The organism is Streptomyces cathayae (genome assembly GCF_029760955.1).
GTDB classification, from domain to species: Bacteria; Actinomycetota; Actinomycetes; order Streptomycetales; family Streptomycetaceae; genus Streptomyces; species Streptomyces cathayae.
In genome coordinates, this window is sequence record NZ_CP121682.1 from 660,990 (window position 1) to 681,687 (window position 20,698).

A 20,698-nucleotide genomic window follows, 5' to 3' on the forward strand; every position below is an offset into this window, starting at 1 on the left:
GCACTGTCCCAAAGAGGCGCCCCATGCGCTCCGCTGTCAGAACCTGGTGAGACCGGTCCCGTGAGAGTGGTGGTGCACCGACCGGCCCAGGCCCAACCCGTTGGCCCCGGCCTCGTGCATGGCACGATGCCCGATCACGGACGAGCACAAGGAGATCCCATGAACGATCAAGGCACCCCTGGCTCGGCAGATGGCTTCAGGGTCGTCGCTGTTGATGCCGACTGGCCGGAATCACGGCAGTTCACGGGGAGCGGCCACAACCACGTCACCGGCGACATTCATGTGTACCTGTGGTTCGGCTCTGCGTCCTATGACCCCCAGGTCGAGCACGTCACGGTTTTCAGCGCCTCCTCCGGCAATGCAGAGGCCGGCGAGGCCCTGGCGGACGCTTTGGAGGACTACTGCCACCCCGGCGAGGAACCCCCGGCCGGCCTGCCGGCCTCTGCGCCCGTCACCATCACCGCAGAGGGGAAACCCGTGACGTTCGAACTCTGGCGGAACAGCAGCACCCCTCACTGGGTCGCCCGGGGCCGTGTCGAGAGCACCGAAGTGGTCCTGTCCGGCTCCGAGACAGAACCCAGCGAGCTGCGCCTGGTCCGCGTGAACGACCTGGCCGCGTACTCGGCCCCGATCGGGTTCCTCCCGGCCCGGGAAGCGATCTCCGTTGCCATGGGAAGCGATCTCCAGGCGGCGGGGCCCAGCAGACAATCGCAGGTAGAGGAGGCGGACACCGCGCTGCGGGCCCTGGGCGACATCGCCGCCCGGAATGCCGCCCTCGGGGGACCCAGCCGGGAATTGCACGGCGAGGAGGCGGACACGGTGATGCGTGCCCTGCGCTACCTCGCCCAGGATGCCGGCCCCGCGGGAGAATTGGGAGCAGAGAGCTGATCAGCTCCCGCCGCCCTGGCCCACTCCTCGAAGGCCGTCGGGCTCTCGTGGCCCGCGCTCCGCGGGTCCGGTGCGGGTTCGGGTGACAGGTGCGGTCACGCGGCCTGGAGGGCCGGCGTGGTCGTGACGGTCTCGCATTCGATGGGGGCCAGCCGGCCGAGTGAGGCCTGTCTGCGGCGTCGGTGGTAGGTCCGCTCGATCCAGGTCACGATCGCGATCCGGAGTTCTTCGCGGGTAGCCCAGCCCGGCGGTCGAGGACGTTCTTCTGCGGCAGGCTGAAGAAGGACTCCATGGCCTCGTTGTCACCGGCAGCTCCAACCCTCCCCACCGCTCCGGCCATCCGGTGGCGGTCGAGCCCCCGGACGGACTTCCGGGAGCGGAACTGCGATCCGCGACCGCTGTGCAGAATGCGCCCGTCGACGTCTCCACGCCGGGCCACGGCATGGTCCAGGGCGGCCACGGCCGGGCGGGACTCCGTCCGCGCACCGATGGGGCAGCCCACGGTCCTGTTGCCGAAGGCGTCCTTGACCGCGCAGAGGTAGAGCTTGCCTTCGCCGGTGGCGTGCTCGGTGATGTCGGCGAGCCCCAGCCGATTCGCACAGGCCGCGGTGAAGTCACGGCGGACCAGGTCGTCGTGCACCGGTGGGCCGGCCTTCTCGTACGTGCCACGCTTCTTGCCGAACACGCTCCACCAGCGGTTGTCCCGGCAGATCCGCCATCCACATCCGGTCCGCCGTCACGGCCCCGGCGCCGCGCGCTCCGAGAAGGCCATCCTTCGGGACAGCCGACCTTCGGTGGGAGCGCTCGGCCACGTCCAGGTCCGCGTCGTGCTCGGCAACCAGGTCCAGCTCCTCGGTGAGGCTCTTCGACGCCTTCGCCAGGATGCGCGCCGTCTTCTCCAGCTGCGGCAGCATCTCCAGACGCTCCCGGTCCGAGGCCCGCCGCGCGGGGCTGATCAGCCGGTTCGCCATCAGCACTGCGAACAGATCCAACGCGTCGTCGACCACCTGCGCCTCCAGCTGACGCACCACCGCCGTCAGCAGCGCGGTACGCCGCGGCTGCTGCGCCCGCTCGATCGTCTGCGCCTTGCTCAGCTGCCCGTACCGGGCCGGCGTGGACAGTCGGTTCACCGGCACCCGGGACGGATCGACCCGGCCCAGCGCGAACGCGGAGATCTCCTCCACCCGCTCCATCGCCCGGACCATCGCGGTGCCCGTCGTCTTCGTCGGCGGCGTACGCAGCCGCTCCCACTCCGGGACCCGCTTGCCCTCCGGCACCACCAGCAGCTCCGCCAGCGCCGGCGCGAGCGCGGGATCGGCCCGGTCGGTGGCACGGGCCACCGCCTCATACAGTCGCCGCTCGGCCGCCGTACGGGCCTCCGACACCTGCCGGGCCAGCGCCCCCCCCGTAACGGGTCTGCCCCTGCTCGAAAGAACGGCCCGAGCGCCCAACAGGGCAGGGCATCCAGGCCACTTCAGATGGCGGGGTGGCGCGGCCGCACACCGGACCGCAACGGGCGACTAGCCTGCGGAACAGAGGCCGGTGCTCGGGCAGAACACAACCCCCGTGTAGTTGTAGCCGGCCCGTATGGTCACGGGATCTGGGTCGGGCGGAAAGTTGACGTATGAACCCGCGTCAGCTGTAGCGCTGAAGTGGACCGTCGTCCCGATCGGGAAGCTCGCAGTGCAGGTACCGGTCGGGGCGGGCGCCGGGTCACCGGCGTACGGATCCCACGCCGAAGTGTGGCAGTTGATCCCGGCGGGGTTGCTGGTGAGGGTTCCACCGCCCCAGCCGTCGCTGACGTACGCGTTCAGTTGAGCGGTGGACTGGGCCTCAGCCGGGGCGACGAAGCCGACCGCGGCGGCCGTGGCGAGTGCGGTGATGACTCCCGTCGCGCGCCAGGCGCGGTTTCTGTCCTTACTCATGGGCGGCCCCTCTGATCGAACCTGATCGAACCGACCCCCTGCGACTAGGCTATTCGCCCCCTTGGGGACCCACAAACCGGGCAGGTTCGCCGTCACCGCCGACGGCGGTTGCTCTCAACGGCCGCAGACACTGTGTTCACGGGAGACCGGGTTGTCCGGAGGGGTTGAGGATGATCCTTTGGAGTGGACACCCTGACAATGCATCTTGATGGTCCAGGGAGGGATGTCCAGGTGGGACGCAAGTCTCCGTATCCGGAGGAGTTCGGACAGGACGCCGTCGCGCTCTACCGCACCGCGGGTGGCAAGCGGACGTACCCGGCGGTGGCCGCGGATCCCGGCATCACCGCGGAGTTGCTGCGGACGTGGGTCCGCAAGGACGACCTCAGAGCGTGTACCACCCCGCCCAGGCGGCCGGCTCTTCCCGGGCCGTCTCGTCCCCTGGTGCCGGCGTCGGCCTGTTCGCCGCCGATGACGAACTCCCGGGGCCTGGTGACGATCGCGTGGGGGGGCCACGACGAACCGTTCTCCGCTGGGGCCGGGCGAAGCCGTCGCAGGTGGCTCCTGGGCGCCTGGTCACAGCCAGCCGGAGCGCTGTGCCTGCAGGGCCATCTGGAAGCGGTTCGCGGCGCCGAGACGAGCCATCAGGATCTGGAGGCGGCGGAACAGCGTACGGCGGCTGATGCCCAGTTCGCGGGCGATGACGTCGTCGGTCGCGCCGCCGGCGAGGAGACGCAGCAGTCGCCGGTCGGCGGGTGGGAGGCCGACGGGGCCGGTGGCGTGGCCGTGGAGGGGGAGGGCGTTGTGCCATGCCTGCTCGAACAGGGCCACCAGGGCGGAGAGCAGGCCGCACGGCTGCACCACCAGCATGGTGTTGTGCACGTCCGCTTCCTTGATCGACAATGACACCAGTGCGTACGCCTCATCGATGATCAAGAGCTTGACCGGCACCGATGGCAGCACCCTGGCCTGCTCGCCCGCCTCGATGCAGGGTTCGATGACGTCCTTCAGGTGGCCGGGGTGCTCCAGTGACTCCCGTGAGTAGACGACGCGTTGCGTCACCCCGCGGGCCAGCGTCGCCAGGGCGTCGTCGGTGGCGCCGGCCAGAGGGGCGTACGGCGGGGACTCGAACTGCCGGATCTGCTCGCGGGCGCTGGCCCACGCATGGCGCATCCTCGGACCGACGGCTTCGCCGGTGACGACCTCGACGAGGTCGTCGTTGTACGCGGCGAGCCGCTGGCGCCGGAACGACTCGAACGCGCCGGTGACGGCGATGCGCGACTCCTCGAGCTCGGCCGCCCGGTGCCGGGCGAGGATTTCCAGGCCCGCGGCGGGCGGCACCGGGGCCACCGTGTCCCCGTCCTCGGCTGCGGAACTGGCCAGACCGGCGTCGGCCAGCTCTCCGTACGCCGCGGCGAGACCGGCCCCGCCCAGCCCGGCTGCCGCGCCGATCGCACTCAGCGGAGCGGGAGCCAGCTCCAGCAGGGCCAGGTAGACCCGGCACGCCGTGTGATCGAGCCCCAGCCGACGGAGGGCCCCGCCGAGTTCCGCGTTCGCCATGGGGCACATTATCGATGCTTTCCGCCCGGGCCCGTGGCCGATCTGTGCCACTGGCACTGTCCGGCCCCAGCGTCTGCCGCGAGGCGGTACCGTCCGGGAGCCGCCGCCGACCGGCGGCAGCGAGGGAGCCCGGAACCCCATCGGGCGGGGCCACCCTGCCCGGACGGTGCGCTCGCCGGCCCTCGCCGCCGAGAGACGGGCTTCCTCGGAAGCACGGATAAGCCCAACGGAAAAGGTGCACGACGTGGCGAAACGCCGGAAGAACGGCCTCTACCCGGAGATCTCCGCAGAGCTGTCCGCCCTCATGCGGACGGGCTGGGCGGACACCGAACGACACGACCTCCAGCTCGCCGAGCAGGCCCCGCACGCGGCCCGCCGCCGCGCCGCGCTCTCCGCGCGGTTCCCCGGCGAACGCCTCGTGATCCCCTCGGGGAACCTCAAGGTCCGCTCGAACGACGACACCTACCCCTTCCGTCCGTACTCGGGCTACGTGCACATGGCCGGCGACCAGGTCCGGGACGGCGCGCTCGTCCTCGAACCCCGCGCGGACGGCGGCCACGACGCCTACTGCTATCAGCTGCCGCGGGACAGCAGGGACGACGACGAGTTCTGGACGGGCGCCCACGCGGAGCTGTGGACGGGCAGGCGCCGCTCACTCGCCGAGTCGGAGCGTGTACTCGGCCTGCCGTGCCGCGACGTGCGCACCGCGGCTGCCGACCTGGCTGCCGCCTTCGGAGCACCGACGCGCATCGTCCGTGGGGTCGACCCCTCCCTCGAGGCCGCCGTCACCACCGACGCGGGGCGGGACGCCGAACTCGAAGAGGCGCTCAGCGATCTCCGCCTCGTCAAGGACGCCTGGGAACTCGGGGAACTGCGCAAGGCCGTGGACTCCACCGTGCGCGGCTTCACCGACGTCGTCGCAGAACTCTCCCGGGCGATCGCGTCGTCGGAGCGGTGGATCGAGGGCACGTTCTTCCGCCGGGCGCGCCTCGAGGGCAACGCCGTGGGCTACGGCTCGATCTGCGCCGCCGGCGAGCACGCCACGATCATGCACTGGACGGACAACGACGGCCCGGTGCGCCCGGGGGACCTGCTGCTGCTCGACGCGGGCGTGGAGACGCACTCCCTCTACACCGCTGACGTCACCCGCACGCTTCCGGTCAGCGGCACCTTCACGCCCCTGCAGCGCGAGATCTACGACGCGGTGTACGAGGCCCAGGAGGCCGGCATCGCGGCGGTCAAGCCGGGCGCCCGGTACCGTGACTTCCACGAGGCGGCCCAGCGCCACCTGACGGCACGGCTGGTCGAGTGGGGTTTCATCGAGGGTCCCGTCGACCGCGCGTACGAGCTCGGCCTGCAGCGCCGCTTCACCATGGCCGGCACCGGTCACATGCTGGGCCTGGACGTCCACGACTGCGCGCAGGCCCGCACGGAGGACTACGTCGACGGTGTGCTGGAGCCGGGCATGTGCCTGACCGTCGAGCCGGGCCTGTATTTCCAGGCGGACGACCTGACGGTGCCCGAGGAGTGGCGCGGCATCGGCGTCCGGATCGAGGACGACCTGGTCGTCACCGACGACGGCCACGAGAACCTGTCGGCGGCCCTGCCACGCGCCGCGGACGAGGTCGAGGCGTGGATGGCACGCTTCTCCGGCTGAGTGCGGCGGTGGCGTCGTCGGTGCGCCAGTGCGCCGGGTGTTCGCCGTCGCCCTCGGTGACGCAGGGGACCCTGGAAACATCGCCGGGTGGAGGAACTGGCGGTCGCCGTCCAGGACTCCATCAGTGATCCGGACGGCTCCGGTGGTGACGCCGGCCGGGCGCCGGCCGGACGCGTCGGCGTCGCACCGGGCCGTCAGCCACGTCCTGACCACCGTGCGACGTCGGCGGCCGGACGTCCTGGCCGGGAGTGCCGGTGCGGCGGCGCCACCGACCCGCGCCGACCTCGGTCGGGCCCTCCCGCGGACCGGACCGCCGGCTACGCCTCGCCCTCAACGCGCACACGGGCATGCGCACGTTGCGGGCCACGGCACCGGGCGCACGCATGGAGAGCGCGCGGAGTGCCCGTGAAGCGGCCGGACCGCGGGACTGATCGACTCAGCCGCCGCTCTTACGCCTGAACGACCGCTGGCTCGCAGCCGGGCCGTGCGCCGCACGCACCTTCGACGCATTCGGGTTGGCGGCGACGTCGGCCGCGTCCGCCTGCGCACCGCGCTTGCGTGCCAGGGCTTCACGGAACTTGCGCTTGAGGTCGTAGTTGCCGTCGTCGTCCGGCGCCAGAGGGGACGTCTCGGAGGCAGCCGGCTCCGAGCCTTCCGTGGGTGCGGGCTCTGCGGTCATGGTGACCTCCTGGGTTCGGGGGTGGGCCAGTACAGCTTGTCATGCCGGGCGCAGTGCGGGACGCCGGCACCATCGTCCTGCTCCGTTTCGGCGGGCAGCCCTCTCGCGGCCAAGGGCGTTCGCTTCATGGGGGGCGCAGGACGGGCTTCGGGCCGGGCCGAGGGTGGTCGGTCCCGAAGCCAGGAGATTCGCTGCCCGGGCAACGGTTCTCGGCCGTTGCGACGCACGAGGGCGACCTTGCGGGCCTCGCCGGCCTTTCGGAACGTGCCACCGGCGCCGCGGGCGGTGTCCTGTGCCAGGGATGCAAGTCAACAAGCCGGACGCCGTCCGGCTCGATGCTGACCCTTTAGAGGCTCATTTGGCTGGGTGGGCGGTCGACCGTGGCAGGGTTCGTTGAGCGGCTGGTGCCGGATGAGTTGTGGGAGCTGTTCCAGCGCGTGGTGCCGGAGGAACCCTCACGGCCCCAGGGCGGCGGCCGCCGGCACGGTGACCGCGACGTGCCGGTCGCGATCGTGTTCGTGGCTACGTCGGGCTGCACGTGGCAGCAGCTGCCGGCGGAGTCGTTCGGGCCTCGGACCGGATCCGCTCGGCGTTGGCGAAGTAGATGCCGGCCTCGACGCGCAGCACGATCACTCCGGGAATCCTGCGGCTCTCGCTGTGTCTGTCGAGTGCGGCGAAGTGTCCGTTCCCGGGCAGTTGCCCCAGTTCTCTCATGACCGGGCGTGAGGAGCGGTACAGGAGCGGAAGCAGGGAGACGCCGATGCCGATGAAGAGGCCAGGCAGCGTGTCGAAGACCGTCACCCCGAGCATCGCCGCGACCGCGGCCATGAAATCCGGCCGCGCGGCCGGCCGCGCCACTCCTTCACCGCCACCCACAGCAGCAGCACGGCGAGCGCCGGGTCGAGCGCGCTGGCCCGGCCGGCCGGCTGCCCCTGGTCGCTCGCGCCGGCGCCGCCGGAGACCAGCAGCACGATCGTGCCGACCAGGGCCAGGCCCAGGGCCCAGCCCAGGAGCAGCGCCGGCCCGTTGGAGCGTGCCCTGGGGGTGGCGGGCATCAGCACCACAGCGATGATCGGGAACGCGCTCAGCGCCACGGCGACGCCGTAGGACAGAATCTGACCGATCGCCTCACCCCCGGCCGCCTCCCTCACGCCGGTTCGATCTCGCCCGGCCGCCAGCTCTTGTCGAACCAGCCGTCGAGCGGACCGTAGAGCCGCAGCATCACGAAGAATCCCTTGCCGGGTACGGTCTGGACCCAGTTCGCCTCCTGGCCCTCCGGCGCGGTGGGACCGAAGTGGATGGCCGTGTCGCCGTTGCCCTCGGCCCGGACACCTTCCGACTGGCTGTTGACGCTCGGGTAGGGGTGGTCCGTGCGCAGCAGCGACCGGGTCTGGGGGTCGTAGGCGTTGACGGCCCAGAAGTTCTTCACCGGGATGCCGCTCGGCAGAGTGAGCGTGTAGTGCCGTCCGCCGTCGAGCCACTCGCCCGTGGAGTCCTCCGCCGTGTAGGCGTACTGCGATCCGGTGCCGACGGGCGCCGTCACCATCGCCGGTGAGGAGGCGGTCGCGAAGTAGTAGAACACCGCCCGGGAGTCCAGCAGGCGGGCGCCCTCCGCCGACAGGAACTCGTAGCTGCGGGTGGGGAACGGGGTCTTCCACGACCTGTCGGGGTAGTGGAAGAAGTCCGGGTCACGTGGCTTGAAGGCCAGTGTCCGTACGATGCCCGAGGCGATCCTGGCGGCGGTGTCGAGGATCGAGCGCATACGGTCGTCCGGCTGGAAGGGCTTGCCGCGCACGATGCCGAGGGCGGCGAGCTGCCCGGCTCGCTCGGGGTCGAGCGACTCGGCCGGCTCGGCCTGGACGATGGTGTCGATCTCCTCGAAGAAGGAGAAGTCGTTGGCGTGGACCGTGTTGAAGTCCGATTCCGCCCAGTTGACGAAGCGCTGCTCGGGCCGGTCCGCCGCGGCCGAGAGGGGGTAGATCCGTGCCGTGAGCAGGCTCTCCGTGCCCCCCAGTGCGCGCAGCAGCACCCAGGAGCCGTACGTCGCCGGCCGCACGACGAAGTAGCCGTCGGGAACGTCACCTTCGTGGCCCGGAGGCAGGAAGAGGTACCTGCCTCCTTCTCCCTTGTCGGGACCGGCGATACCCATGTCGGTGACGTAGCGCTGCCACATGTCGTCGACGACGCACAGCGAGTTCCCCGGCGCCTCGATCACGGTGGGACCGTCCTCGTCGAGCGCCAGGAAGGTCATCCCGTAGGTGGTCTCCGTGTTGCCCGTGAGCACCACCGGCGCCGAGGTGCATCGCGGGGCCGTGTAGCCGATCGTGCGGGAGTCGACGCCGATGCTCCGCAATCCGCGTCGCATCGCCACCATGGAGGCGCCGGGCACGCAGTTGAGGAACGCCTCGATCCCGCGCAGCAGATCCAGCGTGTCGTAGCTACGTGTGACCGCGTCGGGCAAGGGCATGCCGTCGAAGAAGTCCAACGCTCCGAAGACCGTCTCCAGCCGGTCCGGGCAGACGATCGACGCGAGGGTCTCGGGTGATGTGCCCGGGCTCGGGGCGTCACTGATGTGGGGCACTGGGTTCCTCCTGAGTGGGGCTTTACTTGAGAACCACGTTCCAGTCGTCCTTCACACCGACCGTCGTCCAGCCGGACCTCTCGGCCGTCGCGCGTGCCCGCTCCGCGCAGTCGGTGCAGGCGTACTCCCGGACGACGTCGTCGTGGACGACGAGCAGGGCGAACCGCGCGGACCGGAGCAGTTCGACGTCCACGTCGTCGTTGCCGGCCGCGAAGGCCGGCAGCCGGCCGGTGCGGGCGAGGACGTCCTCCGGTTTGCCGGGCCCGAGCGCGACCGGGCCGTGCGGGGTCGCCCGGCGGACCGGCGCGCCGTCCCGGTGGGCGAACTCCGGGGCCGGGCCGATGACGTTCTCCCTGGGCAGGCCCCAGGTGTCCTCGCAGATCACCCGCATGAAGTCGCGCCCGCCGCCCGAGCAGACGAACAGCCGCCAGCCGTACGCCCTGAGGCAGTCGAACAGCTCCAGCACCGGCTGGTGGACGAGACCGGAGTACGGCACGCCGGAGCGCTCGTGGCGCCAGGACTCCAGGTACCGGGCAGCCTCGGCCTCGTACCGGGCGAGCGTGGTGCCTTCCCAGGCCGATCCGATGGCCTCCACCATCGACGCCACCGCGTCGGGGTCCTGTTCGTTCAGCGCGCGGAAGTACGACTCGTCCCGGTCGACGATCGCCCGGTAGGGCCGCTCGCGGGCCGGCGACGGGTCCGCCTCCAGCCGCGCGGCCAGTTTCCCGAGGACGAACGCCCTCTGCACCGGCGTGGGCTTCTCGACCCACAGGGTTCCGTCGTTGCCGAGCACGGCGACCCGGTCCATCGGCGCGACGAAGCCCGGCGAGCCTTCCACCGCCGCGGACGTCACGAAGTCGACGCTCGCCCGCGTCGCGGCACCGTCGTTCCAACTCCCCAGCGAGGTCGTGCCCATGCGCCTCACCGTCCGGACCGTCGTTCCTCCGGAGCGCTGCCGGGCGAGGTCAATCCACCGCCTCGATCTCGCCCGGCCGCCAGGTCTTGTCGAAGAACGGCTGCAGTGGGCTGTAGAGCCGCAGGACCACGAACCATCCCCGGCCCGGCGTGGTCTGGATCCAGTTGCCCTCCGGCACGCCGTCGGGCCGGTCGGGCCCGAAGTGCACCGTGGTCGTGCCGTCCGCGTCGGGGACCGCTGCCGGGGTGGGATAGGCCTGGCTGCCGGCCCGTGGGAACCGTTGTGGGGTGTCGAGCATCGACCGCGTCTGGTTGTCGTAGACGGTGACCGACCAGAACCTCGCGGCGGGGATGTCCGGCGGAAGTACCAGTCGGTAGTACCTGCCGCCGTCGAGGGCCCGGCCCTCCTGATCCGCCAGGGAGAACACGTACTGCGAGCCGACGCCGGGCAGCGGCGCCGTGAACGCCGGGCTGATGCCCACGCCCAGGTACCACCACCAGGACCGCAGGTTGAGTTTCCGGGCGCCGTCGTTCGGGCGGGGCTCGACGCCCCTGTCGGTGATGTCCGCGGGCGGGGCCAGGAACTCGTGGCCGGACACGAGCAGGCCGTTGAGCCACCGGGAGGAGGCACCGTAGTAGTGCACCCCCTCGGCCGGACGCGGACGGCAGGCGAGGGTGCGGGCCGTGGCGTTGCCGACCGCGGCTGCCTCGGTGAGGATCTCCCGCATCCGCGCGTCCGGCTCGAAGGGCCTGCCCTTGACAATGCCGACCGCGGCCAGAGCACCGGCGATCTCGGGGTCGAGCGCCTCGGCCGGCTGGTCGTGCACGAGCTCGCTCGCGAGGTCGAAGTACGTCGCGTCCCCGGGCGGGACCGTGTTCACGGGAAGCCCTGAGCCCTCGACGAAGCGCGGCGGGTCGGGCCTGTGCAGGGCGGCGGTCCAGGTCTGAGCGGTCCACGGCAGCGGCGGGGCCGTGCCGCCGGTGACGATCTCCCCGATGCTGGTCCCGTAGAACCCGGGGACGTAGCGGTAGAGACGCAGTCCCTCCTTGACCCGCTCGACCGCCGGCTTCGGGTCATCGCCCTCCAGGAAGGCCCGACCGCCCAGGATGAGCCGCGTGGTGCGGGTCCGGAGCGTGAAGAACCCGCCCTCGGGAACAGGGCCCTCATGTCCGGGTGGCACGAAGAGGTACTTGCCGCCTGCTCCGCGATCCGGACCGGCCATGCCGGGGTCCGCGACCCAGCGGAACCACATGTCGTTGAGGAAACAGAGGGCCAGGGGCGGCACTTCCACCACCAGCGGGCCCTCGGTCAGGTCGAGGAAGGTCAGGAAGTAGACGGTGTCCGCGTTCCCGGTGAGCACGAGCGTCTTGGGATCCATGAACTCCGAGAAGAGCAGAACGTCGTGGTCCTGGATTCCGGCCTCCAGGAATCCCCGGCGGGCCGCCCACAGGCTGACGCCGGAATACGCGTCGAGGAACGCGCTGACCGCGCGCACGTGGCCCACATGGTCGTATACCCGGTTCGCGGTCTCCTCGGTGGGCACACCCAGCGGGAATTCCAGAGTGCCCAGGTGGGTCTCGACCCGCTCGGGAGTCGAGATCGACTCCATGGCCCGGGGTGAGATCTGTGCGGTGCGCTGCAAGGGGTCGCTCCGTTCTCGGGAAGAGGCCGCCCTGTCGACCATGTGCCTCACCTACCGCAGACCACCACCGCACCTGGGCCATCGGAGGGTCTTCGAGTGGAGGGTGCGTGGTTCGGTTCACGGCGGGGCACGGCTGAACGACGCCGGGCAAGACCGTCACCGTGCCGTTCCTCGCCCCGGGCCGACGGGTCCCGTTCCCGGCCGCCACGTGGTCCTCACCGGGCCGGCTGCGCCTTGATCGTCAGACTCACCGTGACCAGCGTGATCGACGCGGTGGGGAGACCGCACCGGGCGAGGGCCACGGTGCCCACCAGCTTGGGCAACGCCTTCCGCGCCGGCCGGAGCGCGAGAACCCCGTGGACGGAAACCAACGGCTTGGTCCGCTGAGACGCAGCCGCATCCTGGCCGGAGGCCCTGGCGGCGCCGGGCCGGGTCACTCCCTCGCGGCCCGGAGGTCGGCAACGCCGGGACGCGGCCGCGCCCGATGCTGACTGTCTGCTGACCTCAGCCCGGCAATCACGCCTCTGACCTGCGGGAACGGCAAATCGTCAGATCTTGGACTTGAACATCACGCGAAGCACGAGGAAACTCCCGCCTTCTCCGCTCCCTGTCGGCTTCTTCCAGGTCGAGGGCGATCTCAGGAGCGTACAGCGATTCGCATGTCCGGTCAGCTGTCCCCACGTGTTCCGGGGCCCGTACTGTCCCGTTGCCGACTTTGGTGACGTGCCACCGGGCGGGCCGCGCCTGCCGCGGGCCGAGGAACCGGCGTCGAGTGGCTTCGAGGCGCCCCTGGGTGGGGATTTCGGGCATCTCGCTGATTTTCATGTATCAGCCCAGTTCAGGGCACCCACGCGCACGGCGGGAGAGTCCTCACTTCGTCTGGACCTATTGTGTCTGGACCTCTTGCCCCGCCCATGATCTGCGGGCTACGTTTCCCGCTGTTCGGAGTCCTTCACGTTTCCCTCAATTCCCTTGACGGGCAAGGCCGGAAGGAGCATGTCCGCATGCAGGACCGGAGTCTGTCCAGACGAACCGTTCTCGCCTCCGCGACCGTGGTCGTCGCGAGCGCGACGGGCGTGGTGGGCGTGACGGCCACCCCCGCGGTCGCGCACAAACGCGACAACCGCCTCAAGCAGATCATCTCCAGGATGAGCATCGAGGCGAAGATCGGCCAGCTGTTCGTGCCGTACTTCTACGGTGCGTCGGCGACTTCTCCCAGCCGGTTCGACCAGGAACGCAACCTCAGGGAACTCGGCGTCCGCACGGTGGCCGAGCTCATCGCCAAGTACCACATCGGCGGTGTCATCTACTTCCACGGCTGGACCAACAACATCCAGGATCCCCGCCAGATCGCGGAGTTGACGAACGGTGTGCAGCGGGCCTCGCTCGCCCTGCCCACCCCTGTCCCGGCCCTGATCTCCATCGACCAGGAGCACGGGGTCAACGTCCGCATCGGCAGCGGCGCCACCCAGCTGCCGGGCGCGATGGCGCTCGGCGCGGGCCGCTCGCTCTCCGACGCGCGCACCGCCGGACGGATATCGGGCACCGAACTCGCCGCCCTGGGCATCCATCAGAACTTCGCCCCGGTCGCCGACGTCAACGTCAATCCGGCCAACCCCATCATCAACGTCCGCTCCTTCGGCGCCGACGCCCGCGAGGTCGGCCGCATGGTGGCGGCCCAGGTGACGGGCTATCAGCAAGCCGGCGTCGCGGCCTGCGCCAAGCACTTCCCGGGCCACGGGGACACCGGGCAGGACAGCCACACCGACCTGCCCGCGATCACCCACACCCGCGAGGAGTGGGAGCGCATCGACGCCCCGCCCTTCAGGGCCGCCATCGCCGCCGGCGTCGACTCGATCATGACCGCGCACCTCCAGGTCCCCGCGCTCGACCCCAGCAACGAACCGGCCACCCTGTCGCCCACGATCCTCCAGGGCGTGCTGCGCGACGAACTCGGCTTCGACGGCGTGATCGTCACCGACGCCCTCAACATGCACGGCGTGCGCACCAAGTACGGCGACGACCGCGTGCCCGTCCTCGCCCTCAAGGCCGGCGCCGACCAACTGCTGTTCCCGCCGGACATCTCCGTCGCCTACAACGGCGTCCTGGCCGCCGTCCGCAGCGGAGAGATCACCGAGGACCGGCTCGACGAGTCGGTCCTGCGCATCCTGCGGGTCAAGGACAAGGTCGGCCTGCTCGGCGGCAGCCCCTACGTGTCCCCGAAGGAGGTCGACCGGGTCGTCGGCGCCCGCGGGCACCGGCTCGCCGCCGCCCGGATCGCCGAGCGCACCACCACCCTGCTGGTCAACGAGGGCAAGGCGCTCCCGCTGCGCAGCAGGCAGCGGAAGCTGCTCGTGGTCGGCGCCAGCCCGGCCTTCCCGACCGACGACACCCGCACCACGGTGCCCGAGCTGGCCAGGGCGTTCGACGAACTGGGCTACCGCACCACCCACCTCGCCACCGGCCGGGCGCCCGACGCCGCGAAGGTCGACGAGGCCGTGGCCGCCGCCCGGGGACGGGACGCGGTGGTGGTCACCACCGACAACGTCGACGCCACCAGCGCCCAGCGCACCCTGGTGTCCCGGCTGCTCGCGACGGGCGTCCCCGTCGTCCACCTCGCGGTGCGCAACCCCTACGACATCGCCCACCTCGGCGGCGTCCCCGCCTCACTGGTCTCCTACTGCTGGACCGAGGTCGAACTGCGCGCCGCCGCACGGGTGATCGCCGGCCGGGTCGAGCCGCGCGGCAGGCTGCCCGTGCCCGTCCAGCGGGCCGACGACCCGGCCGAGGTCCTCTTCCGCTCCGGGCACGGCCTGTCGTACGCCGACTGACGTCCGCGCCCTCGCACGGCTTTCCGCCCCGGTGCCGGCGACGCACCGCCCCCGGCCGTCCCGGCCCCGCCTCACGCCGCGTCGGGTACGACCACGACCGGGCAGCCGGAGTGGTGCAGGACGGTGTGGGCGACCCGTCCGAGGCGGGGGCCGGAACGGCCGGGGCGACGTCGGCCGACGACCAGGAGGCCGGCCTCCTCCGAGGCGGCGAGAAGCACCCTGCGGGCAGGGCCCTCCACGGTGCGCCGGCGCAGTTCCACGTCCGCCGGGGCGTCGGAGAGGGCGGCCTCCAGTTCCTTGGCGGCCCGTTCCTCGTGCGGCCGCTCGGGCTCCCCGGTGAGCAGGGGGTGGCTGATCGACTCGTGCGCGGGGCACCGCCAGGCCCGTACCGCCTCCAACGGGACGCCGCGCCGCCGTGCCTCCTCGTAGGCGAAGCGCAGCGCCGCCGTCGGCGCGTCGGCCACACCGACGACGATGCGGTCGTGACGTCCGCCGGTGGCCCGGTTGTCGTGGCTGCCTCGGATCACGACGACCGGGCAGTGGGCGTGGGTGGCCACGGCCAGGCTGACGGAGCCCAGCAACGCGCCGGCGAGTCCGCTGCGCCCGCGGGTACCGACGACCAGGGCGGAGGCGTTGCGGCTCTCGCGCACCAGGACGTACTCGGGTTCCTCGGGCACGACCGCGGTGGTGACGGACAGGCCGGCATGGTGGCGCCGGGCACGCCGGACGGCGGCGGCGAGGATGTCCTCGGGGGTCACGTGCCCGGAGGACTGGCCGAGTTCCGGCGCGAGCGCGGTGCCCTCGTACCGTTCCCACAGGGAGGCGAACACCACGCGCAGGGGCACGTCGCGCAGGGCGGCCTCGTCGGCCGCCCAGTCGACGGCCCGCAGGCTGGAATCGGACCCGTCGACTCCGACGACCAGGGGCAGGTGCAGGTGCAGGGACATCTTTCTCAGCCTTCCGCGCCGAGGTCGAAGACGATGCGGGCCTTGACCTGACCGCGCAGGACCTCGTCGATGGATTCGTTGACGGCGGTGAGCGGGCGGGTCTCCCGGATGACCTCGGTCCGGCCGGCCGCGTGGAGTCGGAAGACCTCGGCGAGGTCCTGGCGGGTGCCGACGATGGAGCCGATCACCGAGGTGCCGCCCAGCACGGTGTCGAAGATGGGGACCTGGATGGTGCCGTGGGCGGGCAGGGCGACCATGACGAGTTTCCCGCCACGCCGCAGGCCGGAGTTGACGGCTTCGAAGGCGGCGGGGTTCACGGCGAGGGCAAGGGCGGCATGGGCGCCTCCGTGCCGTTTCAGCTCCGCGCCGACGTCCTGGGTGCGGGCGTCGATGAGGATGTCCGCGCCCAGTTCCCGGGCGAGTTCGAGCTTGTCGTCGGTGACGTCGATGGCGGCGACGGTGGCGCCGGCGATCTTCGCGTACTGCACCGCCAGGTGGCCGAGTCCGCCCACACCGGAGACGGCGACGAGCTGGGCGGGCCGGACACCGGCGACCTTGAGAGCCTTGTACGTGGTGACGCCCGCGCAGGTCAGCGGGGCGGCGTCGACGGCGCTGACGCCCTCGGGCACGGGCTGGGCGAAGTCGGCCCGGACCAGCATCTTCTCGGCGTAGCTGCCGTCGCAGCCGTAGCCGGTGTTGACCTGGCTCTCGCAGAGCGTTTCCCAGCCGGACAGGCAGTGCTCGCACCGCCCGCACGCACTGCCGAGCCACGGCACGGCGACCCGTTGGCCGACGGCGAGGTGGGCGACGCCTTCTCCGAGTTTCTCGACGAGGCCGACGCCCTCGTGGCCGGGCACGAACGGCGGGGTGGGCTTGACGGGCCAGTCGCCGTGCGCGGCGTGGATGTCGGTGTGGCACAGCCCGGACGCCTCGACGCGGACCCGGACCTGCCCGGGGCCGGGCTCGGGGTCGGGTCGCTCCTCGATGACCAGGGGTTTGCCGAATTCCCGTACGACCGCTGCCTTCATGCTGTCCTCGTTTCCCTTCCGGGGTGAGCGCGTCAGTCGTGTGCGACGACGACGAGGAGGGTGGCGTCGCGGGAGCCGCGGATCCCTGCGGTGATCGTGCGCGCCATGGTGGCCTCCTGTATCGGGGGGTCTGACTTCAGCCTCTCGTCCGGCACGTTCCCGGGACAGGGGCCGCTGGTCCCCGGCGGGGACCGACCGGCCCTGTGCACATTCAGTGGGCCGGCAGACCGCGTTCCCGGAACTGCCCGCGGACCCGGTCCACCAGTGTCACGTCGGGGACCGGCGTGTTCCGCAGGGGGAAGGGAACGCCCAACGCGTCGTACTTGTGGGCGCCGAGCTTGTGGAACGGCAGGATGTCGACCCGCTCGACACTGCCGAGGCCCGCGAGGAAGGCGGCGAGCCCATCGATCGCCTCCGGGGCGTCGGTCCAGCCGGGCACCAGTACGTACCTGATCCACATGCGTTTGCCCAGCCGGTCGAGACGGGTGGCGAAGTCGAGGGTGGGGGCGAGTTCGCCGCAGGTCAGCTTCCGGTACGTCGTGGCGTCGAAGGACTTGATGTCCAGCAGCACCAGGTCGGTGTCGGCGAGGAGTCCGTCCGTGGCGCGGGCGCCGAGAAAGCCGGAGGTGTCGAGGGCGGTGTGCAGACCGAGTTCCTTGCAGCGGCGGAAGACCGCGGCCGTGAACGCCGGCTGCAGGAGGGCCTCGCCGCCGGTGAGGGTCACTCCCCCGCCGGCGGTGGTGATGAAGGCCCGGTACTTCTCGATCTCGGCCATCACCTCGTCGACGGTGGCCGGTTTCCCGTCCCTCATGTGCCAGGTGTCCGGGTTGGCGCAGTACAGGCAGCGCAGGGGACAGCCGCTGACGAAGAGGACGAACCGGGTCCCGGGACCGTCCACACCGGTGGACAGGTCCCAGGAGTGGATCCGGCCGGTGACCGCGCCGTTCGCGGTGCCGGTCGCAATGTCGGTCGCAATGCCGTTCGCGATGCCGTTCACAGCGATCCGTGGAAGGTGCGGCTGATCACGTCGAGCTGCTGCTCCCGGGTCAGACGGACGAAGTTGACGGCGTATCCGGAGACCCGGACCGTCAGCTCCGGGTACTTCTCCGGGTGCTCCATGGCGTCCTCCAGGGTCGCCCGGTCCAGGACGTTGACGTTCATGTGGAAACCGCCGGAGGCCGTGTACGCGTCCAGGATGCCGACCAGGTGACCGGCGCGTTCCCCGGGGACGTGCCCCAGTCCCTCCGGGGTGATCGTGGTGGTCAGGGAGATGCCGTCCCGTGCCGCCTCGTACGGCAGCTTGGCCACCGACAGGGCCGAGGCGGCCACCCCGTGCCGGTCGCGGCCGTTCATCGGGTTGGCGCCGGGGGCGAAGGGCTGTCCGGCACGGCGGCCGTCGGGGGTGTTGCCGGTGTGCCTGCCGTAGACGACGTTGGAGGTGATGGTCAGCACGGACTGGGTGTGCTCGGCGTCGCGGTAGGTGGGGTGCCGGCGCACCTTCGCCATGAAGGACTCCACCAGGTCGACGGCGAGCGCGTCGACGCGGTCGTCGTTGTTGCCGTACGCCGGGAACTCGCCCTCGGTGTGGAAGTCCACGGCCAGTCCGGTCGCGTCGCGGAACACCCTGACCCGGGCGTGCTTGACGGCGGACAGGCTGTCCACGGCGACGGACAGACCGGCGATGCCGCAGGCCATGAAGCGGTGCACGGGGTGGTCGTGCAGGGCCATCTCGATGCGCTCGTAGGCGTACTTGTCATGCATGTAGTGGATGACGTTGAGCGCTTCCACGTACGTCCGGGCGAGCCAGTCCAGGACCCGGTCGTACGCGGCCGACAGCTCGTCGTAGTCGAGGTACTCGCCGGTCAGCGGCGGCGTCTCGGGGGTGATCTGGTCGCCGGTCATCTCGTCACGGCCGCCGTTGACCGCGTAGAGCAGGGCCTTGGCGAGGTTGACGCGGGCACCGAAGAACTGCATCTGCTTGCCGACCGCCATCGCGGAGACGCAGCAGGCGATGGCGGTGTCGTCGCCGGTGCGCGGGCGCATCAGGTCGTCGGACTCGTACTGGACGGCGCTGGTGTCGATGGACACCTGGGCGCAGAACTCCTTGAAGCCGTCCGGGAGCCGGGGCGACCACAGCACGGTCAGGTTGGGCTCGGGGGCCGGGCCGAGGTTGTAGAGGGTCTGCAGGAAGCGGAAGGAGGTGCGGGTGACCAGCGGTCGGCCGTCGGTGCCGATGCCGCCGATGGATTCCGTCACCCAGGTCGGGTCGCCGGAGAACAGGGTGTCGTACTCGGGGGTGCGCAGGAACCGCACGATGCGGAGCTTGATGACGAAGTCGTCGATCAGTTCCTGGGCACGGGTCTCGTCGAGGAGCCCTTCGTCCAGGTCCCGTTGGAGGTAGACGTCCAGGAAGGTGGAGGTGCGGCCCAGGGACATCGCGGCGCCGTTCTGCTCCTTCACCGCGGCGAGGAAGCCGAGGTAGAGCCACTGGACCGCCTCGTGCGCGGTGGTCGCGGGCCGGGTGACGTCGCAGCCGTAGGCCGCCGCCATGCGGGTCAGCTCGCCCAGCGCCCGGATCTGCTCGGCCAGTTCCTCGCGGTCGCGGATGACGTCCGCGGTGGACGGCCGGGCGTCCAGCAGGGCGCGTTCGGCGCGCTTGGCCTCCACCAGCCGGTCGGTGCCGTAGAGCGCGACGCGCCGGTAGTCGCCGATGATGCGTCCGCGCCCGTAGGCGTCCGGCAGGCCGGTGATGATGCCGACCCTGCGGGCGGCCCGCATCGCCGGGGTGTAGGCGTCGAAGACTCCGTCGTTGTGGGTCTTGCGGTAGGTCCCGAAAACCTTCGACACGAAGGGGTCGGCCTCGTAGCCGTACGCCTTCAGACCGTTCTCCACCATGCGCAGACCGCCGTTGGGCATGATCGCCCGCTTCAGCGGGGCGTCGGTCTGCAGGCCGACGATCAGCTCGCGGTCGCGGTCGATGAAGCCGGGGGCGTGGGAAGTAATCGTGGACGGGGTGGCGGTGTCCACGTCGAGGACGCCCTTGCGCCTCTCCTCGGGGAACAGCGCGCTGACCTTCTCCCAGACCGCGCGCGTGCGGTCCGTGGGGCCGGTCAGGAAGGAGGCGTCGCCTTCGTAGGGTGTGTAGTTGGCCTGGATGAAGTCGCGTACGTCGACGCGCTCACGCCATCCGCTTCCGACGAACTGCCGTCGGGCGTCGGCGGTCCGGGGGCCGGCTGTCACCGTCGCGGTCATCACAGGTCCTCTCGTCGGACGAACGGTCTCCTCATCGACGATGCTCGTCGTCCGGGCCGATGGCCGACAGTGCCGGACAGGGCACGGGACGTGCCCCTTCGGTCCCCGGGCCGCCGGGACCTTCGGCCCCTGACCGCGCACCAGGGCGTGGGACCCGGCCGTCCTGCGTTTCCCGGAGGCCGGTGCGGGCGACCGCACGGCGGCCGGTGTGGTGGATGCCGTGGCACGGGCTCTCGGTGATCACACGTGGAGGCGACCTGGGGTCCGCCGTGCGGTGGGCAGCGGTCGGGTGTTCCGTTCGCTGAAGACGGCCGTCTCGTGACCGGCGCTTCGACCGGGAGGGCGTGGCGTCCCTCACCTGCGTCGGAAGAGCCCCTTGAGTCGGCCCGGCGTGGAGCCGCGGAATCGTTGAAGCAGAAGGCGATCCGGAAAAGCAGGTCGGTCGCGCTCCGAGCACGGACACCCCAGCCCGGGGTGAAACAGCGATACCGCTCACCCTTTGGCACAGAACCGATCAGCGTCAGGGCGTCCCTGGCCTGGGCCGCCTCCCAGAGCACGACATCGTCACCCACCAGGTCCGCCGCGCTGAGATGCCTCATCGGGTCGGTGATGCGGACGACCTCGATCAACTCGGTCTTCTCCTGAACAGGCGGAAGTATCATGCGTAAAGAATCCCCGATCAAGATCCCGCGCACCGGAGCAGGCAGACCTGGCGTGGTTCGCTGAAGGGGACGGACTCGACGCGCAGCACGTCGACCCGATGCGGTTCGGTCTGCGGGGGCCGCGGCAGGGGTC

Annotated in this window: 16 protein-coding genes and 3 pseudogenes; 5 read left to right on the forward strand and 14 right to left on the reverse strand. The window is 71.1% G+C overall.

Annotated features, from left to right (window positions below):
* Nucleotides 1–159 precede the first annotated feature (159 nt).
* Entirely contained in the window at nucleotides 160–888 is a 729-nt protein-coding gene (locus PYS65_RS03175; protein WP_279332224.1) for a hypothetical protein, read from the forward strand.
* 95 nt (nucleotides 889–983) lie between these two features.
* Here PYS65_RS03175 and PYS65_RS03180 read toward each other — a convergent pair.
* The 3 genes and pseudogenes from PYS65_RS03180 to PYS65_RS03190 form a co-directional block, all read right to left on the reverse strand.
* A pseudogene (locus PYS65_RS03180) lies at nucleotides 984–1,603 on the reverse strand (DDE-type integrase/transposase/recombinase); the annotation flags it as partial.
* Entirely contained in the window at nucleotides 1,503–2,228 is a 726-nt protein-coding gene (locus tag PYS65_RS03185) for a hypothetical protein (RefSeq protein ID WP_279332225.1), read from the reverse strand. The pseudogene PYS65_RS03180 and the gene PYS65_RS03185, both read right to left, overlap by 101 nt.
* A gap of 180 nt (nucleotides 2,229–2,408) precedes the next feature.
* The gene (locus PYS65_RS03190; protein WP_279332227.1) at nucleotides 2,409–2,813 is read right to left on the reverse strand and encodes a hypothetical protein; all 405 of its coding nucleotides are present in this window, start codon (nucleotides 2,811–2,813) and stop codon (nucleotides 2,409–2,411) included.
* 231 nt (nucleotides 2,814–3,044) lie between these two features.
* On the opposite strand from PYS65_RS03190, the pseudogene PYS65_RS03195 reads away from it, so the two are divergent.
* Nucleotides 3,045–3,191, forward strand: a pseudogene (locus PYS65_RS03195) (transposase); the annotation flags it as partial.
* Between the two features lie 195 nt (nucleotides 3,192–3,386).
* Here the strand turns inward: PYS65_RS03195 and PYS65_RS03200 are convergent.
* Nucleotides 3,387–4,370 carry a helix-turn-helix transcriptional regulator gene (locus PYS65_RS03200; protein ID WP_279332229.1) on the reverse strand — a complete coding sequence of 328 codons (984 nt, stop codon included), beginning with the start codon at nucleotides 4,368–4,370 and terminating at the stop codon, nucleotides 3,387–3,389.
* A 244-nt stretch (nucleotides 4,371–4,614) separates the two neighbouring features.
* Here PYS65_RS03200 and PYS65_RS03205 point away from each other — a divergent pair, with 244 nt between their 5' ends.
* A complete protein-coding gene (locus PYS65_RS03205) occupies nucleotides 4,615–6,027 on the forward strand; it encodes an aminopeptidase P family protein (RefSeq protein WP_388705331.1) in 1,413 nt (470 codons plus the stop codon).
* Nucleotides 6,028–6,463: 436 nt separating this feature from the next.
* Here the strand turns inward: PYS65_RS03205 and PYS65_RS03210 are convergent, their stop codons facing one another.
* Nucleotides 6,464–6,706 carry a DUF5302 domain-containing protein gene (locus PYS65_RS03210; RefSeq protein ID WP_279332232.1) on the reverse strand — a complete coding sequence of 81 codons (243 nt, stop codon included), beginning with the start codon at nucleotides 6,704–6,706 and terminating at the stop codon, nucleotides 6,464–6,466.
* A 380-nt stretch (nucleotides 6,707–7,086) separates the two neighbouring features.
* Between PYS65_RS03210 and PYS65_RS03215 the strand changes: the two are divergent.
* A pseudogene (locus tag PYS65_RS03215) lies at nucleotides 7,087–7,260 on the forward strand (transposase); the annotation flags it as partial.
* Here the strand turns inward: PYS65_RS03215 and PYS65_RS03220 are convergent.
* From PYS65_RS03220 to PYS65_RS03240, 5 genes are read right to left on the reverse strand one after another with little or no spacing between them, the layout of a single operon-like run.
* On the reverse strand, nucleotides 7,229–7,534 hold the full coding sequence (locus PYS65_RS03220; protein WP_279338168.1) for a hypothetical protein: 306 nt from the start codon (nucleotides 7,532–7,534) through the stop codon (nucleotides 7,229–7,231). The pseudogene PYS65_RS03215 and the gene PYS65_RS03220 sit on opposite strands and share 32 nt — an antisense overlap.
* Nucleotides 7,504–7,857: a GAP family protein gene (locus PYS65_RS03225; RefSeq protein ID WP_279332234.1), complete on the reverse strand. Its 354-nt coding sequence runs from the start codon at nucleotides 7,855–7,857 to the stop codon at nucleotides 7,504–7,506. The genes PYS65_RS03220 and PYS65_RS03225 overlap by 31 nt, the downstream gene beginning before the upstream one ends.
* Nucleotides 7,854–9,287 carry a DUF1254 domain-containing protein gene (locus tag PYS65_RS03230; protein ID WP_279332236.1) on the reverse strand — a complete coding sequence of 478 codons (1,434 nt, stop codon included), beginning with the start codon at nucleotides 9,285–9,287 and terminating at the stop codon, nucleotides 7,854–7,856. Before PYS65_RS03230 ends, PYS65_RS03225 begins: the two co-directional genes overlap by 4 nt.
* Before the next feature lie 22 nt (nucleotides 9,288–9,309).
* A complete protein-coding gene (locus PYS65_RS03235; RefSeq protein WP_279332238.1) occupies nucleotides 9,310–10,203 on the reverse strand; it encodes a haloacid dehalogenase-like hydrolase in 894 nt (297 codons plus the stop codon).
* A 49-nt stretch (nucleotides 10,204–10,252) separates the two neighbouring features.
* Nucleotides 10,253–11,845: a DUF1254 domain-containing protein gene (locus tag PYS65_RS03240; protein WP_279332241.1), complete on the reverse strand. Its 1,593-nt coding sequence runs from the start codon at nucleotides 11,843–11,845 to the stop codon at nucleotides 10,253–10,255.
* Nucleotides 11,846–12,849: 1,004 nt separating this feature from the next.
* Here PYS65_RS03240 and PYS65_RS03245 point away from each other — a divergent pair.
* Entirely contained in the window at nucleotides 12,850–14,676 is a 1,827-nt protein-coding gene (locus PYS65_RS03245; RefSeq protein ID WP_279332243.1) for a glycoside hydrolase family 3 protein, read from the forward strand.
* A 71-nt stretch (nucleotides 14,677–14,747) separates the two neighbouring features.
* Here the strand turns inward: PYS65_RS03245 and PYS65_RS03250 are convergent, their stop codons facing one another.
* The 4 genes from PYS65_RS03250 to pflB form a co-directional block, all read right to left on the reverse strand.
* Nucleotides 14,748–15,623, reverse strand: coding sequence for a universal stress protein (locus PYS65_RS03250; RefSeq protein ID WP_279332244.1), 876 nt, complete (start codon nucleotides 15,621–15,623; stop codon nucleotides 14,748–14,750).
* Nucleotides 15,624–15,628: 5 nt separating this feature from the next.
* Nucleotides 15,629–16,651, reverse strand: a complete 1,023-nt coding sequence (locus tag PYS65_RS03255; RefSeq protein ID WP_279332245.1) for a zinc-dependent alcohol dehydrogenase — start codon at nucleotides 16,649–16,651, stop codon at nucleotides 15,629–15,631.
* 211 nt (nucleotides 16,652–16,862) lie between these two features.
* The gene (pflA, locus tag PYS65_RS03260) at nucleotides 16,863–17,639 is read right to left on the reverse strand and encodes a pyruvate formate-lyase-activating protein (RefSeq protein ID WP_279337831.1); all 777 of its coding nucleotides are present in this window, start codon (nucleotides 17,637–17,639) and stop codon (nucleotides 16,863–16,865) included.
* A 5-nt stretch (nucleotides 17,640–17,644) separates the two neighbouring features.
* Nucleotides 17,645–19,903: a formate C-acetyltransferase gene (gene pflB / locus PYS65_RS03265; RefSeq protein ID WP_279332246.1), complete on the reverse strand. Its 2,259-nt coding sequence runs from the start codon at nucleotides 19,901–19,903 to the stop codon at nucleotides 17,645–17,647.
* Nucleotides 19,904–20,698: the final 795 nt, after the last annotated feature.

Excerpts from the sequence above, each read along its gene's own strand:
- PYS65_RS03175 (WP_279332224.1), top strand. The coding sequence starts at position 160 with ATGAACGATCAAGGCACCCCTGGCTCGGCAGATGGCTTCAGGGTCGTC.
- PYS65_RS03190 (WP_279332227.1), bottom strand. The coding sequence starts at position 2,813 with ATGAGTAAGGACAGAAACCGCGCCTGGCGCGCGACGGGAGTCATCACC.
- PYS65_RS03200 (WP_279332229.1), bottom strand. The coding sequence starts at position 4,370 with ATGGCGAACGCGGAACTCGGCGGGGCCCTCCGTCGGCTGGGGCTCGAT.
- PYS65_RS03210 (WP_279332232.1), bottom strand. The coding sequence starts at position 6,706 with ATGACCGCAGAGCCCGCACCCACGGAAGGCTCGGAGCCGGCTGCCTCC.
- PYS65_RS03220 (WP_279338168.1), bottom strand. The coding sequence starts at position 7,534 with ATGGCCGCGGTCGCGGCGATGCTCGGGGTGACGGTCTTCGACACGCTG.
- PYS65_RS03235 (WP_279332238.1), bottom strand. The coding sequence starts at position 10,203 with ATGGGCACGACCTCGCTGGGGAGTTGGAACGACGGTGCCGCGACGCGG.
- PYS65_RS03245 (WP_279332243.1), top strand. The coding sequence starts at position 12,850 with ATGCAGGACCGGAGTCTGTCCAGACGAACCGTTCTCGCCTCCGCGACC.
- PYS65_RS03250 (WP_279332244.1), bottom strand. The coding sequence starts at position 15,623 with ATGTCCCTGCACCTGCACCTGCCCCTGGTCGTCGGAGTCGACGGGTCC.
- PYS65_RS03255 (WP_279332245.1), bottom strand. The coding sequence starts at position 16,651 with ATGAAGGCAGCGGTCGTACGGGAATTCGGCAAACCCCTGGTCATCGAG.
- pflB (WP_279332246.1), bottom strand. The coding sequence starts at position 19,903 with ATGACCGCGACGGTGACAGCCGGCCCCCGGACCGCCGACGCCCGACGG.